This is a genomic window from Caulobacter henricii, from assembly GCF_001414055.1.
GTDB classification, from domain to species: Bacteria; Pseudomonadota; Alphaproteobacteria; order Caulobacterales; family Caulobacteraceae; genus Caulobacter; species Caulobacter henricii.
This window is the reverse complement of the sequence record NZ_CP013002.1, coordinates 1,949,196-1,964,901: the sequence shown is the minus strand read 5'-3', so window position 1 is coordinate 1,964,901 and position 15,706 is coordinate 1,949,196. Positions and strand designations below refer to the sequence as shown.

Genomic DNA, 15,706 nt, shown 5'->3' with positions numbered 1-15,706 from the left:
GTCGGAAAATAGAGCTTGCCCTGCAAATCGTTAATGCGAGCTGAACGGGATCAGCAAGTCCGGGGTCCGGTTTGTTGCCACTTGGCTGAGGGGCGCGGCGCAAATACAACACCGGTGCGCGGACCTGGTTCCGCCTCAGGCGACTCCGGGCGCTATTTGAGCGCCTTGGCGGCGGTCAGAACCGCCTTGATGTGACCCGGCACCTTTACCTTGCGCCAGACTTCGCGAACGACGCCTTCAGCGTCGATCAGGAAGGTCGAGCGGTCGATCCCCATGTACTTGCGGCCGTACATGCTCTTCTCGACCCAGGCACCGTAGGTTTCGACGATCTCACCTGTGGTGTCGGCGGCGAGTTCGACGGTCAGGTCATGCTTCTTGCGAAACTTGGCATGTGAGGCGGCACTGTCTTTCGAGACGCCGACGATCACCGCGCCGACCTTGGCGAACTCCTCGACCTCGGACGAAAACTGCAGGGCTTCGGACGTGCAGCCCGAAGTGTCGTCCTTGGGGTAGAAATAGAGAACGATCTTCTTGCCCTTCAGGCTCGCGAGGCTGACGCGGCCCGTATCGGTCGGCAGGTCAAATTCGGGAGCCTTGTCGCCAGCTTCCAGCATCGTCTCTCTCCACAAGTCCGAGGTCTTTACCCGACCCGCGCGCGCGAGTCGGGACTGCGCGCAGCTTAGACCGGTTTGATCAGAACGATCTTCTTCTTGCCGGCTGCCAGCTTGACGACACCGTCAATCAGGTCGGCCTCCGTCACCAAGCGGTTGGCATCGGGCTCGGCCTGGTCATTGACCTTTACGCCGCCGCCCTGGGCCAGGCGACGGGCTTCGCCGCGCGATGCGGCCAGGCCGGCGTCGGCAAACAGGTTGGCCAGCACGATCCCGGCCTGCAGGTCTGCAGCGGCAACCTCGAAAGTCGGCAGGTCGGCGGAGGTCACCCCCTGCTCGAAGGCTTTCTCGGCGGCGTCGCGGGCCGAGCGTGCGGCCTCTTCACCATGCGCCATGCGGGTGGCCTCGTCCGCCAGAACCTTCTTGGCGTCGTTCAGCTTGGCTCCCGGCAGGGCTTCAAGCTTCGCGATCTCTTCGAGCGGCAAATCCGTGAACAGCTTCAGGAAGCGCCCGACGTCGGCGTCTTCGGTGTTGCGCCAGAACTGCCAGTAGTCATAGGGGCTCAACTGCTCGGCGTTCAGCCAGACGGCACCCGACATGGTCTTGCCCATCTTGGCCCCCGAGGCCGTGGCGAGCAGGGGCGTGGTCAGGCCGTAGGCGGCCTTCTGGTCGACCCGTCGCGTCAGCTCGACGCCGTTGAGGATATTGCCCCACTGATCCGATCCGCCCATCTGCAGCACGCAGCCATGCGAGCGGTTCAGTTCCAGGAAGTCGACCGCCTGCATCAGCATGTAGTTGAACTCAAGGAAGGTCATCGGCTGTTCGCGCTCAAGCCGCAGCTTGACCGAGTCGAAGGCCAGCATCCGGTTGACCGTGAAATGGACACCGTAGTCGCGCAGGAACTGGACGTAGCCGAACTTGGCCAGCCAGACGTCATTGTCGACCATGATCGCATCGGTGGGGCCGTCGCCGAAGGTCAGGAACTTGGCGAACACCTGCTTGATGCCGGCGATGTTGGCGGCGATGTCGGCATCGCTCAGCAGCTTGCGGCTCTCGTCCTTGCCGGTCGGGTCGCCGACCTTTGTGGTGCCGCCGCCCATCAGGACAATCGGCTTGTGGCCGGCCTGCTGCAGGCGACGCAGCATCATGATCTGGATCAGTGAGCCGACGTGCAGGGACGGCGCGGTGGCGTCGAAGCCGATATAGGCCGTCACGACGCCGGAGGTCGCGGCGGCGTCCAGCTCGTCCGGATGGGTGATCTGGTGGATATAGCCGCGGGCCTGGAGGGTCTGAAGGAATTCCGACTTGAAGGCGGCGGGGGCGGACATGGCTCGACTCTCTAATTCTGACGACGCGCCGTCTAGCACGGGCGGGGCCGGATGTGACGAGGGTTTCATAAGGTCAGTCTCCGGATGGGGCCGGAGCGCTTTGATCTGATGAGACGCGATCCCGGCAGGGCGGGGGCGCATCGACGTGTCAGGCCGGCCTCCCGCTATTTCAGCGGGCGGTAATAGGCGCGGACGGGGAGGCGGACGACGATCATGGGGTCTAGCTACAGGCCCGCCGGCATGGCAGTCAACGGCCATGCGCATCCTGGGATTCATGACCGGCACCTCGCTCGACGCCGTCGACATGGCGGTGCTGGAGACCGACGGCGAGACCATCCAGGCCTTCGGCCCGGCCGGTGAAAGCAAGCTCCGCGAGGCGACCCGTGATCTGCTGTTGGCGGCGACAGACCAGGCCCGGGCCTGGCCGCGCGGCGAGCCCGAGCCGGCCATCTTTGACGACGCCAGGCGGGCCGTCGCCGACGAGCATCTCTACGCCGCCGAGCGGTTCATCGCCGGGCATGGCCTGGCCTGGAATGATTTCGACCTGCTGGGCGTGCACGGCCAGACCGTGCTGCACGAGCGCCCCCAGCCGGACCGGATCGGTCGCACCGTTCAGCTGCTGGACGCCCAGAGACTGGCCACCGGCAGTGGTCGCCCGGTAGCCTTTGATTTTCGCACCGCCGACGTGGCGGCCGGCGGAGAAGGCGCGCCGCTCGCCCCGATCTATCACGCTGCCCGCGCGCGAGCCTGCGGCCTCGACGCCCCCGTTGCGGCGCTCAATATCGGTGGGGTCGCCAACATCACCCTGATCGATGCCGAGGGCACCCTGCTGGCTTTCGATACCGGGCCTGGCAATGGCATGATCGACCTGCTGCTGCAGGGGCGGGGCCTGGGCCGTTTCGATGAGGACGGCCGCCTGGCCGCCGCCGGGACCGTGGACGAGACCGCTTTGCGAGCCTTGCTGTCGGGAACCTATTTCGACGCGCCGGCCCCCAAGTCTCTGGACCGCTATGACTTCAGCCTCGATGCCGTCGAGCGGCTCTCGGCTGAAGATGCGGCAGCCACCCTGGTGGCCTTCACGGCCGAGGCCGTGGTCAAGGCCTTCGACAAGGGCGCGCGGCCGAGCGCCCTGATTGTCTGCGGTGGCGGTCGGCATAATCCGGAGATCATGCGGGTACTGGCTGCCCGTGTGCCGGTGCCGGTCAAGACGGCCGAGGCCGTGGGCTGGCGCGGCGATGCGATCGAGGCCGAGGCCTTCGCCTTTCTGGCCGCCCGCACCGCCCGGGGTCTGCCGATCAGTTTTCCGGGAACCACCGGTGTCGCTGCGCCGATGACCGGCGGCCGGATCGTTCAGCCCTGAACGAAAAAGGCCTCCCCGAAGGGAGGCCTTTGTAGGATCAGATCGGGTTCATCTCGATCCGCTTGTCCAGATAGTCGCCGACGCTCTTTTCCACGAAGGGCAGGTGCTCGGTCCAGAAGTGGCTGGCCTTGTCGATGACCTCGTAGTCGATGACGATGCCCTTCTGGGTGCGCAGCTTCGACACCACGCGCTCGACTTCCACCGGCGGGGTGATGCTGTCAGCCGAGCCGGTCAGGAACAGGCCAGAAGCCGGGCAGGGGGCCAGGAAGCTGAAATCGTACATGTTGGTCGGCGGCGAGACGCTGATGAAGCCGTCCGTCTCCGGGCGGCGCATCAGCAGCTGCATGCCGATATAGGCCCCGAAATCGAAGCCGGCGACCCAGGTCTGGCTGGCGGCCGGGTTGGAGGTCTGCAGCCAGTCTAGCGCGGTGGCCGCGTCGGCCAGCTCGCCGATGCCGGCGTCGAACTCGCCCTGGCTGCGACCCACGCCGCGGAAATTGAAGCGCAGGGTCGCGAAGCCGCGCTTCATGAACAGGTGATAGAGCTGCACCGAAACCGGATGGTTCATGTGGCCGCCGGCCTTCGGGTGCGGGTGCAGGATCAGCGCGATCGGCGCGGATTCCGTCTTGCCCGGCGAGTAGCGACCTTCGATCCGTCCGGACGCGCCAGTCAAAATCACATCAGGCATATCGACCCCATCGTTTCGACAAGCGGCGGACGATTCCGGGTCTTTCGACCGATGGAATACTTGACCACTGCGCTTGGTCTTCCTAAATCCAACCAGCGACGCGGACCCTGGGGTCCGGCGCGAAGTCGCGGCTTGTAGCACACGCAAAAGCCGATGCGCGCGGAATCTGCAAGGAGTAAGGCGCATGCGCCTGAGCACCAAGGGACGATACGCCGTCATGGCCATGACCGACCTGGCCAAGCGCCAGGACGAAGGGGAGGGGCGCGCCGTCGCGCTGGCCGAGATCGCTGCCCGTCAGCAGATCTCCCTGTCCTATCTGGAACAGCTATTTGCCCGCCTGCGCCGCAAGGGTCTGGTCAAGAGCGCCCGTGGCCCCGGCGGCGGCTATCGCCTGGCCCAGGGGGCCGAGACGACCCTGATTTCCGACATTGTCCTGGCGGTCGACGAACCGCTCCGGGCCACCCGCTGCGGCCTGACCAAGGGCGGCCCTAAGGGCTGCATGGCCGGCGGCGAGCGCTGCATGACCCATGACCTCTGGGAGGAGATGGGCCGGCAGATCCATGGCTATCTGGCTTCGGTCTCGGTGGCCGACGTGCTGCAGGGCCGTCTGCGTCCCGGGCCTCTGGAGATCGCGGCGGAGTGACCCTGACCCGCGCCTCGACCTATCTCGACTACAACGCGACCGCCCCAATCCGTCCGGAAGCGCGCGCGGCGCTGCTACGCGCCCTCGAGGTGCCGGCCAATCCCTCCTCGGTCCACGCCGCCGGTCGCGCGGCCCGCGATGTCGTCGAAGGGGCACGCGCCCGGGTCGCCGCCCTGGTCGGCGTGCCGGCGGGCTCGGTCACCTTTGTCTGTGGCGGCACCGAGGCCAATGCCCTGGCCATCGAGAGCGCCCGGGCCAGTGGTTTCGCCCGGATCATCGTCGGCGCGACCGAGCATGACGCGGTTGTCGAAACCGCCAAGGCCAGCGGCCTGCCGGTCGAGACCTGGCCGGTCGATGCCAATGGGGTCGCGCACCTGCCTTGGCTGGAAGCTGACCTGAAGGCCCCCGGTCGCGCCCTGGTCTGCCTGATGCTGGCCAATAACGAGACCGGGGTCATCCAGCCGGTCGCCGAAGCCGCCGCCCTGGTGCGCGCGGCCGACGGCTGGCTGCATGTCGATGCGGTGCAGGCCGCCGGCAAGATCGCCATCGATTTTTCCGCCCTCGGTGCGGACACCATGGCCCTGTCGGCCCACAAGCTGGGCGGCCCGCAGGGCGTCGGCGCCCTGGTCGCCGGCACCCGCGCCACCTTGCATCGTCGTCAGCACGGCGGCGGACAGGAGCGGGGACGTCGGGCCGGCACCGAGAATGTCGCGGGCATAGCCGCCTTCGGCGCGGCCGCCGACGCGGCGTCGCGCGACCTTGCCGCGATGGCCGAACAAGCCCCATGGCGCGACGCCCTGGCGGAACGCGTCAGGGCTGAAGGCGCTGTCGTGCTCGGGGAGGCAGCACATCGCCTGCCCCAGACCCTGTGCTTTGCCGGCGAGGGCTTCGGCTCCGAGATCCAGGTGATGAACCTGGATCTGGCCGGCGTGATGGCCAGTGCCGGCAGTGCCTGCTCGTCGGGCAAGGTCAAGGCCAGCCGCGTGGTGGAGGCCATGGGCCGTTCCGACCTGGCCCCCTTCGCCCTGCGAGTCAGCGGCGGCTGGGCGAGCACGGAAGACGACTGGATCAAATGCGGCGACGCCTGGATCGCCGCCTGGAAGCGTATCGGCGCCCGGCGCCGGGAGGTGGCATAGTGGCCGCAGTTAAAGAAACCGTCGAAGCCGTTGCCTCGCTTGAGAAATACGAGCACGGCTTCACCACCGAAATCGATCAGGAGTTTGCCCCCAAGGGGCTCTCCGAGGACATCGTGCGCTTCATCTCGGCCAAGAAGGACGAGCCGCAGTGGATGCTGGACTGGCGTCTGGAGGCCTATCGTCGCTGGCTTGAGCTGGAAGAGCCGGACTGGGCCAAGGTCAGCTATCCCAAGATCGACTACCAGGACTCCTACTATTACGCGGCCCCCAAGACCAAGGAGGGGCCCAAGAGCCTGGACGAGGTCGATCCCGAGATCCTCGCCGTCTACGCAAAGCTGGGCATCCCGCTGAAAGAGCAGGAAGTTCTGGCCGGCGTTGAAGGTGCCCCGCGCTATGCGGTCGACGCCGTATTCGACAGCGTCAGCGTCGTCACCACCTTCAAGAAGGAACTGGCGGCGGTCGGGGTGATCTTCTGCTCGATGAGCGAGGCGATCCGCGAGCACGGCGATCTGGTGAAGCAGTATCTTGGCTCGGTGGTGCCGACCTCGGACAACTATTTTGCCTGCCTGAACAGCGCGGTCTTCAGCGACGGATCCTTCGTCTACATCCCGCCGGGCGTGCGCTGCCCGATGGAGCTGTCGACCTATTTCCGCATCAACGCCAAGGACAGCGGCCAGTTCGAGCGCACCCTGATCATCGCCGACAAGGGTGCCTATTGCTCGTATCTGGAGGGCTGCACGGCCCCGATGCGTGACGAGAACCAGCTGCATGCCGCCGTGGTCGAGCTGGTTTTGCTGGACGACGCCGAGATCAAATATTCGACGGTGCAGAACTGGTATCCGGGCGATCCGGAAACCGGCAAGGGCGGCATCTTCAACTTCGTCACCAAGCGCGCCGACTGCCGGGGCGACCGCTCCAAGGTGTCGTGGACCCAGGTTGAGACCGGCTCGGCCGTGACCTGGAAATATCCGTCCTGCGTGCTGCGCGGCGAGGGCTCATCGGGCGAGTTCTATTCGATCGCCGTGACCAACGGCCATCAGCAGGCCGACACCGGCACCAAGATGATCCATCTGGGCGCCAATACCCGCTCGCGGATCGTCGCCAAGGGCATCAGCGCCGGCAAGTCGACCAGCACCTATCGCGGCCTGGTCAGCGCCCACCCCAAGGCCAAGGGTGCCCGCAACTTCACCCAGTGCGACTCCTTGCTGATCGGCAAGACCTGCGCGGCCCACACCATTCCCTATATCGAGGCCCGCAACGGCCAGACCGTCTTCGAACACGAGGCCACGACCACACGACTGTCGGACGACCAGCTGTTCTATTGCCAGCAGCGCGGCCTTTCGCAGGAAGAGGCCGTGGCCCTGCTGGTCAACGGTTTCGTCAAGGACGTCCTGCAGCAGCTGCCGATGGAGTTCGCGGTCGAGGCTCAGAAGCTGGTCGCGATCTCGCTGGAAGGCTCGGTCGGCTGATGCTGTTGGCGATCGACCATGTTCAGTTGGCCATGCCCGCCGGTGGTGAAGCCGCTGCGCGCGCCTTCTATGGCGATGTGCTTGGTCTACCCGAGACTCCCAAGCCGCCGAAACTCGCCGCGCGCGGCGGCTGCTGGTTTGAGCGCGGGGCGCTCAAGATCCATCTTGGCGTCGAGGCCGACTTCCACCCCGCCCTCAAGGCACATCCGGGGCTGCTGGTCTCCGATCTTCAGACGCTGAAGGCTTTGCTTCGGGACGGCGGCTACGTGCTGCGGGACGATGAACCGCTCGAAGGCTACGACCGCATCTATGTGGACGATCCCTTTGGCAACCGGATTGAGTTGCTGGAGCCCGTGACATGATCCCCGTCCGCTTCGGTCTGAACGACAAGGAATACAAGTACGCGCGCCAGCTGGCCTATCAGGCGGCGCACGGCACGTGGATCAATCCGTATGGCGACGAGGCCCCGCTGATCGACCGCTGCGCCAAGCTGCTGGCGAAAGGCAATGCTGATGCCGCAGCCGAGCGCGCGCTGCTGACTGAACTTCTGAAACTCGCCGCCTATAGCCCCGAACACGAATGGGAAGCCCCGGCCCTGACCGGCAAGCCGACCACCTTCGCTATCCAGACGCTCGAAAAGATTACGGCTTTCAATGCTTAACATCCAGAACCTCCACGCCCGCGTCGAAGACAAGGCCATCCTGAAGGGCGTCACCCTGGACGTGCCGGCCGGCGAGGTGCACGCCATCATGGGGCCGAACGGGGCGGGCAAGTCGACCCTGTCCTATGTGCTGACCGGCCGCGGCGGCTATGAGGTCACCGAGGGTTCGGCCAGCCTCAATGGCGAGGACCTGCTGGCCCTGGACGCCAATGAGCGGGCCGCCAAGGGCCTGTTCCTGTCCTTCCAGTATCCGCTTGAAATCCCGGGCGTTCCGGCCCTGACCTTCATCCGCACCGCCCTCAACGCCCAGCGCCGTGCGCGGGGCGAGGACGAGATCGCCGCGCCGGCCTTCCTGAAGCTGGCCAAGGAGAAGGCCGCCTCGCTGAAGATCGACTTCGAGATGCTCAAGCGCGGCCTGAATGTCGGCTTCTCGGGCGGCGAGAAGAAGCGGATGGAAATCTTCCAGATGGCGATGCTGTCGCCGAGGTTCCTGATCCTGGACGAGACCGACAGCGGCCTTGACATCGACGCCCTGAAGATCGTCTCCGAGGGGGTCAACGCCCTGCGCTCTCCCGAGCGCGGTATGCTGGTGATCACTCACTATCAGCGCCTGCTGGACTATATCAAACCCGACCGCGTCCACGTGCTGGCCGCCGGCCGCATCGTCGCCTCGGGCGGTCCGGAGCTGGCGCTGCAGCTGGAAGCCGAAGGCTACGACAAGTATGCGAGCGCCGCGGCATGAGCCTGGCCCTCGCCCTGAAGACCGGAGACGCCAGCCGTCTGCCCTCGCGCCGCGACGAGGACTGGCGCTGGACGGACCTGCGCGGGCTGATCCGGACCATCCCGGCTGAGTCGCCGGCGTTTCTCGGCGACGTCGGCGCGGGTCCGTTCGACGCGCTGGCCGACGCTACGGTCCTGATCGTCAATGGATGGGTGCGTGAAGGCGAGCCGGCACCCGAGGCCGGGGTGTTGGCTTTGCGGTTCGTATCCCACGCCGACGCCACTGCGCATGACGCCGAGTTTGCGGTGACAGTCGCGCCCGGCCAGACCCTGACCCTGCTGGAAAGCTATGAAGGGCAGGGGGCGGGCGGCTATCTGGCCAATATCGGTCTCGACCTCTCGGTTGGCGAAGGCGCTCGTCTGGAGCGGATCGTCCTTGTCGACGACCTGGCCGATGCCGTGACGGTGAGCACGGCCGACGTCGCCCTGGCGCCTGGTGCCACCTATACGCAAACCATCCTGACCTCCGGTGCCCGTCGCCAGCGTCTCGAGACCCGCGTCGCCCATCCCGGTGCCCATGCCGAGCTGCGCCTCGACGGGATCTATCTGCTGGACGGGCAGCGCCACGCCGACCTGACCACCCAGGTCACTCATGGCGGCGTCGACGGCGTAACCTCGCAGCTGACCAAGGGTATGGTCGCCGACCAGGCGCGTGGCGTGTTCCAGGGCCGGATCATCGTCCAGCCCGGCGCTGATCAGACCGACGCCCGCATGGGTCACCACGCCCTGATCCTGTCGGACCGGGCCGAGGTCGACGCCAAGCCCGAGCTGCTGATCTTCGCCGACGACGTCTCCTGCGCCCACGGCAACACCATCGGGGCCCTGGACGAGCAGGCGATCTTCTATGCCCGGCAGCGCGGCATACCCGAGCTGGAAGCCCGCGCCATGCTGACCGAAGCCTTCGTGGGTGAGGTGGTCGAGCGCATCGAGCATGACGCCACCCGCGATGTGGCCCGCGCCTGGGTCGCCCAGCGGCTCGGACGGAGCGCGACCTGATGGCGTTCGATGCCCCCTTCGATGTCGAGGCGATCCGCACCCAGTTCCCGATCCTGCAACGGACCGTGCACGGCAAGCCGCTGATCTATCTGGACAGCGCCGCCAGCGCCCAGAAGCCCGACGCGGTGCTGGACGCCATGATGGGTCTCGCCCGCACCTCCTATGCCAATGTCCATCGCGGCCTGCACACCCTGGCCAATGAAACGACGGAAGCTTATGAGGCGGCTCGGGAAACGGTCGCGAAGTTCATCAATGCCGAACCGACCGAAATCGTCTGGACCAAGAGTGCGACCGAGGCGGTGAACCTGGTGGCGGCGACCTTCGGCCAGTCGCTGAAGGCCGGGGACGAGATCGTCATCTCCGAGATGGAGCACCACGCCAATATCGTGCCCTGGCACTTCCTCCGCGAGCGCCAGGGCGTGGTCCTGAAGTTCGTGCCGGTCCTGGACGACGGTCAGCTCGACATGGAGGCCTATCGGGGCCTGCTGTCCGAGCGCACCAAGATGGTCGCTCTGACCCAGATGTCGAACGTGCTGGGCACGGTCAATGATGTGCCCGAGATCGTCCGTCTGGCCCATGCGGCCGGGGCCCAGGTGCTGATCGACGGCTGCCAGGGCGTGGTCCACTCCAAGGTTGATGTGAAGGCCCTGGACGTCGACTACTACGTCTTCTCTGGCCACAAGCTCTACGGCCCCACCGGCATCGGCGTGCTCTACAGCAAGGCTGAGCGACTGGCCGCCCTACCGCCCTATCAGGGCGGCGGCGAGATGATCGGCTCGGTGTCGATGGACGTCATTACCTATGCCGACCCGCCGCATCGCTTCGAGGCCGGCACGCCGGCCATCCTCGAGGCCGTCGGCCTGGGCGCAGCGATTGCATGGCTCAACGGCCTGGATCGCGATGCCATCTTCGCCCACGAGCATGCGCTCTACGAACGGGTCGCCGAGCAGCTGCGGGGCGTCAACGGGCTGAAGATCCTGGGCGATGCACCGGGCAAGGGGGCCGTCCTGTCCTTCACCATCGAGGGCACCCACGCTCATGACATCGCCCAGGTGCTGGACCGTTACGGCGTGGCCGTGCGGGCCGGCACCCATTGCGCCGAGCCCCTGATGCGCCGCTTTGGCGTCACGTCGAGCGCCCGTGCGTCCTTCGCCCTATATAACACCGAGGCCGAGGCCGATGCGTTCGTGGACGCTCTGGCCAAGGCCCGCCGTTTCTTCAGTTGAGCCCTTCATGACCGACGCTGCCGTTCCCGAGACCGCCTCAGCCCTGCCCAAGGAAGAGCTGGCCAAGCTGACCGATCTGCTGATCGAGAAGCTGAAGTCGGTCTATGACCCGGAAATCCCGGTCGACATCTATGAGCTCGGCCTGATCTACAAAGTCGATGTCAGCGACGACAAGGACGTGGCCATCGACATGACCCTGACCGCGCCGGGCTGCCCGGTGGCCGGCGAGATGCCGGGCTGGGTGCGCGATGCGGTGATGGAAATCCCGGGTCTCAAGTCCTGCACCGTCGACCTCGTCTTCGACCCGGCCTGGGATCCGTCGCGGATGAGCGACGAGGCCAAGCTGCAACTGAACATGTTCTGATCGGTTCGAAACCCATGGAAACCGCCATCACCCCCCGCGTTCGTCGGCCCCGTCCCAAGGTCGTTACCCTGACCGATGCGGCGGCGGCGCGCGTGAAGGAGATCATGGCCCGCAAGGCGCTCGAGGAGCCCGACAAGCCCTATGCCGGGCTGCGGGTCGGCGTAAAGAACGGTGGTTGCGCGGGTTCGGAATACATCTTCGACTATGCCCTCGAGAAGAACCCGCTGGACGAGGTGGTCGAGGACAAGGACGTCACCATCCTGATCGACCCCAAGGCGGTGCTGTTCCTGATCGGCACGACGATCGACTATGAAACCACCAAGCTGTCGGCGAAGTTCGTGTTCAACAATCCCAACGAGACCGACGCCTGCGGCTGCGGCGAGAGCGTGACGATCCAGCCTGCGGTCGAGGCCGCCGATTGACCCCGAGGCCGCCGACGGCCTAATCCAGACCATGGTCAAGTCGATCCTGGTCTATTCAATGGGTGAGGTGATCGGTGACGGGCTGATCAAGCTGCCCTTCATAGCCGGCCTGCGGGCTGCCTTCCCCGATGCCGCCATCAGCTGGTGCGCCGCCAAGGGCGAAACCGTCTATTCGGGGCCCCTGAAGGCGGTCGTCGAGGGCTATGTCGACGAGATCCTGTCCAAGGACGTGACCGGCGCGCGGCTGCGCGACCTGCTGCCCTGGGCCCGGCCTTTTGGCGGTCGCCGGTTCGATCTGGTCATCGACACCCAGGAAAACCTCCGCCGCAGCGTCGTGGCCCGGCGGGCCGCTGCGGGACGCTTCATCTCCGCAGCGCGGCTGGCGCGTGGCAAGGACTGGCCGCAGGCCGTGACTGACCGTCTGGCGAGGCTGCTGTCCCTGGCGACCGACGGGCAGGGCGCGCCGCGACCGATCACCCTGGCCCAGGCCGACGCCCTGGCCGCTGCCCGGGCCCTGCTCCCCGATGGACAGGCCTATGTCGGTCTGGCCCCGGGCGCGGGCGGTCAGGAGAAGCGCTGGCCACTGGATCGCTATATCGCGCTCGCCAGCCATCTGGAGCAGATCGGCGCGACGCCGGTGTTCTTCTTTGGACCCGACGAGGTCGAGGATGCCGCCCGGGCCCGGGCCGAACTTCCCAATGCGCGCTTCCCCGAGCGCGACCGCACCGACGCCTTTCCGCATGTGAAGGGACCGCTTCTGGTCATCGCCCTGGCCGGTCGTCTCTGTGCGGCTGTCGCCAATGATGCAGGTCCGGGCCACATGCTGGCGGCTGGTGGCGCGCCGCTGTTGTCCCTGCAGAAGGACGCCCGCAAGGCGGTAAAGTTCCGTCCGGCCGCCGCCCGACTTGAGATGCTGGTCGCGGAGGACTACGGAGACGCCATGGCCGCTCTCCCCAGCGAAGCGGTTGAGGCGGCGCTGTCGAGGTTGATGGCACGGGCCTGAATTGCGGAGTTGCCCCATGCCTATCCTTGCGCCGATCTCGGCCGGCGAACTGATCGACAAGATCACCATCCTGCGGGTCAAGGCCCAGCGGATCGGCGATCCGGCCAAGGAAGCCAATGTCCGCAAGGAGTTGGCCCTGCTGGAGGCGACAGCGGCCTCGCATCTTCCGGCCAGCGCTGAAATCGAGCGTCTGACCGGCGAGCTGACGGCCGTGAATGCCGCGCTCTGGGACGTGGAGGACGGCAAGCGCGATTGCGAGCGCCGCCAGGACTTTGGACCGGACTTCGTGGCCCTGGCGCGCCGGGTCTATATTGAGAATGACCAGAGGGCCGCCATCAAGCGCGCGATCAATGCTGCGGCCGGGTCAGAGATCGTCGAGGAGAAGAGCTACAAGCCCTATCTTGACGCCACCGGCGCATGACCGAGACCGTCCGGGACCGTCAGGCCATGCTGGCCGGGCTCTCGCCCAGCCTCCAGCCTGGCCAGTTGGTCTTCTGCGCCGCCGACGAGGATTGGGCCAGGCATCAGCCCCTGGGCATGTTTCGCGAGGCCGAGGGCGTCAGCCTGATCCTTGACCGCGACCAAGCCGAGGCAGAGGGATTTTCCGTCGCTGACCCCATGCGGCTGATCACCCTGAATGTCTATTCAGCCCTGGACGGGGTCGGCCTTACGGCTGCGGTGGCCTCGGCCCTGGCGGAAGCCGGGATCGCCTGCAACATGGTCGCGGCCCTTCGCCACGACCATGTCCTTGTGCCGGCCGAGCAGGCCGAAGCGGCCCTGCGGATCCTGCAGGACCTGCAGACAAGCTCTAGCGCCCCTTGAACTGAGCGACGCGCTTCTGCAGGAAGGCGCTGACGCCTTCGATGAAGTCCTCGGTCTTGCCGGCGAACTTTTGCGCCTTGCGCTCGGCGTGCAGTTGGCCGTTCCAGTCGGCGTCGAGGCTGTCCCAGACCAGCTTGCGGATCGCTCCCAGGGCCACCGGGCCGTTGGCCAGTTCCCGGGCGATGGTGGTTGCCGTGGCCATCAACTCGCCATCGGGTACACAGCGGTTGACCAGGCCCCATTCGAGCGCCTTGGTGGCCGGGATCCTGTCGCCCAGCAGCATCATTTCCATGGCCCGGGCCTTGCCGACCAGGCGCGGCAGCAGATAGGTCGAGCCGCCGTCGGGCACCAGGCCGATACGTCGGAAAGCCTGCAGGAAATAGCCGCTCTCACCGGCGACAATCATGTCGCCCATCAGGGCCAGCGAGCAGCCGACGCCGGCGGCGGCCCCATTGACAGCCGTGACGATCGGATAGGGAAAGTCGCGCAGCGCCGTCATCATCGGATTGTAGACGGTCTCCAGCGCTGAGCCTGCGTCAGGCTTGCCATCGACGTCCAGTTCCCGGGCGGCGGGCCCGCCGCCTGACAGATTGGCCCCGGAGCAGAAGCCCCGGCCTTCGCCAGTGATGACCAGGGCCCGTGCCTCGATCTTGCCATGGGCGATGGCCGCGAGGGCGTGGGTGATTTCGCGCGCCAGGTCGAGGCTGGCTGCGTTCAAAGTGGTCGGGTCGGCCAGGGTGATCGTGGCGACGCCGTTCTCGGCCGTCAGGCGGATTTTCTGATAGTCCATGGCGTCCTCCCAAGGCATTCATTCTGGCGCATGGCGGTCGCCCAAGCCGGCTGCCCGGTTGGGCTGCAATGCTCTTTGCGCTCTTGGGGCCTAGCTAGGCGCCCCTGACCCGGCGGAAGGCCAGAGGGAATTTCACACGAAAACGCCGCCGTTCGCGAAAACGGCGGCGCTCTTCGATGGATTTGGTCTGAGAAGCCTAGGCGGCGTTGGCCGAGGCAGCAGCATCGGCGGCCGAGCTGACCTTGTTGCGGCCACTGCGCTTGGAGGCGTAGAGCGCTGCGTCAGCGCGTTCCATCAGGGAATGGCTGCTTTCGTCGCGAGCGCGTTCGGCAAAGCCGGACGAGATGGTGATCGTGCCCAGATCCTCATTGGTCGAGCGGCGCTTGAGAGTCCGCGACGAGACTTCAACCCGGATTTCCTCAAGGCAGCTGGCAACGATCGCAGCCGATTCCCGCGGGAAGATCATGGCGAACTCCTCGCCGCCGTAGCGGGCGGCGAAGCGCGGCATGGCGGCGACGCGGCCGATCACCGAAGCGACATAACGGATGACCTGGTCACCGGTCTGGTGGCCCCAGGTGTCGTTGAAGCCCTTGAAATGGTCGATGTCGAGCACGGCCAGGCACAGGCTGGAGCCCGCCTCATCACCTTCGGCGCAGGCCCGGTCGAGCTCCTCGTCGAAGGCCTTGCGGTTGGCGAGGTTGGTCAGGCCGTCCGTCGTGGCATCCCGTCGGACCTGTTCGAGGTGTTCGCGCAGGCGATCGACCTCGGCCGTCGATTCGGCCAAGCGGGCCTCGAGCGACTGGTTCTCCTTGTGGACCCGCCGCGTAGCCTGGGCCAGGCTGGTCACCACCGACTTGATGGCCCCGACATCGGCGTTGGCATTGAGGTCCTTGGTCGCCCCATCCAGCTGCTTGCCGAAGGCGGCGTTGGATTTCTGGGCGTTCTGGATGGCCTGCGAGACCGAGGCCAGTTCCTTGCTGAGCAGGTCACCGGCGTCGCGGATCTGTTCGTTAAGGCGGGCCTTGGGAAGATAGGCCGCTGCGAGCTCTTCGCTGATGATCTCGGTCATCGGCTCGCCAAGCGAAATCAGCCGGGTGAGTTCACGCGCAAGAGCGCCGTCCGGGTCCGCAACAAAGTGGGTCCAGAGTTCGAAATTCAATGCGGTAGGCCAGACCTGATGGCGTTCCATGAGGTCCAGAGCGCGTCGCGCAATCTTGTAGGCCTCGGGCCCGCGCAGCGTAGTTTCGACGTCCGACATCTTTTCTTCCCCAGTCGGCGTCTTCCCGTAGCGGGAATGCCGAGCGCTTGGAGCAGCACTCTAGCCCTGAGAGTTCAAACGAGCGGTTAAGAGCGAACAAGGTTCTCTTGCGCTTCACGCCTTCGCCGATCATTGTAAACAGTGATAAG

19 protein-coding genes are annotated in these 15,706 nt (G+C 66.1%); 14 read left to right on the top strand and 5 right to left on the bottom strand.

Annotation, left to right across the window (positions count from 1 at the left end):
* Positions 1-152: 152 nt before the first annotated feature.
* Both AQ619_RS09110 and tyrS read right to left on the bottom strand, forming a co-directional pair.
* Positions 153-614, bottom strand: a complete 462-nt coding sequence (locus AQ619_RS09110) for a peroxiredoxin (RefSeq protein WP_062146546.1) — start codon at positions 612-614, stop codon at positions 153-155.
* Positions 615-679: 65 nt separating this feature from the next.
* Positions 680-2,008: a tyrosine--tRNA ligase gene (gene tyrS, locus AQ619_RS09105; RefSeq protein WP_174515177.1), complete on the bottom strand. Its 1,329-nt coding sequence runs from the start codon at positions 2,006-2,008 to the stop codon at positions 680-682.
* 187 nt (positions 2,009-2,195) lie between these two features.
* Between tyrS and AQ619_RS09100 the strand changes: the two genes are divergently transcribed.
* On the top strand, positions 2,196-3,299 hold the full coding sequence (locus AQ619_RS09100) for an anhydro-N-acetylmuramic acid kinase (RefSeq protein ID WP_062146542.1): 1,104 nt from the start codon (positions 2,196-2,198) through the stop codon (positions 3,297-3,299).
* Between the two features lie 37 nt (positions 3,300-3,336).
* Here AQ619_RS09100 and AQ619_RS09095 read toward each other — a convergent pair whose 3' ends face one another.
* Positions 3,337-3,987 carry an alpha/beta hydrolase gene (locus tag AQ619_RS09095; protein ID WP_062146540.1) on the bottom strand — a complete coding sequence of 217 codons (651 nt, stop codon included), beginning with the start codon at positions 3,985-3,987 and terminating at the stop codon, positions 3,337-3,339.
* A gap of 184 nt (positions 3,988-4,171) precedes the next feature.
* Here AQ619_RS09095 and AQ619_RS09090 point away from each other — a divergent pair, with 184 nt between their 5' ends.
* From AQ619_RS09090 to AQ619_RS09030, 13 genes are read left to right on the top strand one after another with little or no spacing between them, the layout of a single operon-like run.
* Complete coding sequence (locus tag AQ619_RS09090; RefSeq protein ID WP_062146538.1) at positions 4,172-4,630, top strand: Rrf2 family transcriptional regulator; 459 nt, start codon at positions 4,172-4,174, stop codon at positions 4,628-4,630.
* The gene (locus AQ619_RS09085) at positions 4,627-5,766 is read left to right on the top strand and encodes a cysteine desulfurase family protein (protein ID WP_166504194.1); all 1,140 of its coding nucleotides are present in this window, start codon (positions 4,627-4,629) and stop codon (positions 5,764-5,766) included. The genes AQ619_RS09090 and AQ619_RS09085 overlap by 4 nt, the downstream gene beginning before the upstream one ends.
* A complete protein-coding gene (sufB, locus tag AQ619_RS09080; protein WP_062146535.1) occupies positions 5,766-7,235 on the top strand; it encodes a Fe-S cluster assembly protein SufB in 1,470 nt (489 codons plus the stop codon). The genes AQ619_RS09085 and sufB overlap by 1 nt, the downstream gene beginning before the upstream one ends.
* A complete protein-coding gene (locus AQ619_RS09075) occupies positions 7,235-7,597 on the top strand; it encodes a VOC family protein (protein ID WP_236849439.1) in 363 nt (120 codons plus the stop codon). The genes sufB and AQ619_RS09075 overlap by 1 nt, the downstream gene beginning before the upstream one ends.
* Positions 7,594-7,896 (top strand): hypothetical protein, encoded by a 303-nt coding sequence (locus AQ619_RS09070; protein WP_062146533.1) that lies wholly within the window; start codon positions 7,594-7,596, stop codon positions 7,894-7,896. The genes AQ619_RS09075 and AQ619_RS09070 overlap by 4 nt, the downstream gene beginning before the upstream one ends.
* Positions 7,889-8,638: a Fe-S cluster assembly ATPase SufC gene (sufC, locus tag AQ619_RS09065; RefSeq protein WP_062146531.1), complete on the top strand. Its 750-nt coding sequence runs from the start codon at positions 7,889-7,891 to the stop codon at positions 8,636-8,638. Before AQ619_RS09070 ends, sufC begins: the two co-directional genes overlap by 8 nt.
* A complete protein-coding gene (sufD, locus tag AQ619_RS09060; RefSeq protein WP_062146529.1) occupies positions 8,635-9,672 on the top strand; it encodes a Fe-S cluster assembly protein SufD in 1,038 nt (345 codons plus the stop codon). Before sufC ends, sufD begins: the two co-directional genes overlap by 4 nt.
* The gene (locus AQ619_RS09055; RefSeq protein ID WP_062146527.1) at positions 9,672-10,898 is read left to right on the top strand and encodes an aminotransferase class V-fold PLP-dependent enzyme; all 1,227 of its coding nucleotides are present in this window, start codon (positions 9,672-9,674) and stop codon (positions 10,896-10,898) included. Before sufD ends, AQ619_RS09055 begins: the two co-directional genes overlap by 1 nt.
* Before the next feature lie 7 nt (positions 10,899-10,905).
* Positions 10,906-11,262, top strand: a complete 357-nt coding sequence (locus AQ619_RS09050) for an SUF system Fe-S cluster assembly protein (protein WP_062146525.1) — start codon at positions 10,906-10,908, stop codon at positions 11,260-11,262.
* A 14-nt stretch (positions 11,263-11,276) separates the two neighbouring features.
* Positions 11,277-11,684 carry a HesB/IscA family protein gene (locus tag AQ619_RS09045; RefSeq protein WP_062146523.1) on the top strand — a complete coding sequence of 136 codons (408 nt, stop codon included), beginning with the start codon at positions 11,277-11,279 and terminating at the stop codon, positions 11,682-11,684.
* Between the two features lie 31 nt (positions 11,685-11,715).
* Positions 11,716-12,687 carry a glycosyltransferase family 9 protein gene (locus tag AQ619_RS09040; RefSeq protein ID WP_062146521.1) on the top strand — a complete coding sequence of 324 codons (972 nt, stop codon included), beginning with the start codon at positions 11,716-11,718 and terminating at the stop codon, positions 12,685-12,687.
* Between the two features lie 16 nt (positions 12,688-12,703).
* Positions 12,704-13,108: a DUF6165 family protein gene (locus AQ619_RS09035; protein ID WP_062146518.1), complete on the top strand. Its 405-nt coding sequence runs from the start codon at positions 12,704-12,706 to the stop codon at positions 13,106-13,108.
* Entirely contained in the window at positions 13,105-13,509 is a 405-nt protein-coding gene (locus AQ619_RS09030; RefSeq protein WP_062146516.1) for an ACT domain-containing protein, read from the top strand. The genes AQ619_RS09035 and AQ619_RS09030 overlap by 4 nt, the downstream gene beginning before the upstream one ends.
* Here the strand turns inward: AQ619_RS09030 and AQ619_RS09025 are convergent.
* Positions 13,496-14,299, bottom strand: a complete 804-nt coding sequence (locus AQ619_RS09025; protein ID WP_062146514.1) for an enoyl-CoA hydratase/isomerase — start codon at positions 14,297-14,299, stop codon at positions 13,496-13,498. The two genes, AQ619_RS09030 and AQ619_RS09025, sit on opposite strands and share 14 nt — an antisense overlap.
* Positions 14,300-14,495: 196 nt before the next feature.
* Positions 14,496-15,557 carry a GGDEF domain-containing protein gene (locus AQ619_RS09020; RefSeq protein ID WP_062146512.1) on the bottom strand — a complete coding sequence of 354 codons (1,062 nt, stop codon included), beginning with the start codon at positions 15,555-15,557 and terminating at the stop codon, positions 14,496-14,498.
* Positions 15,558-15,706 lie beyond the last annotated feature (149 nt).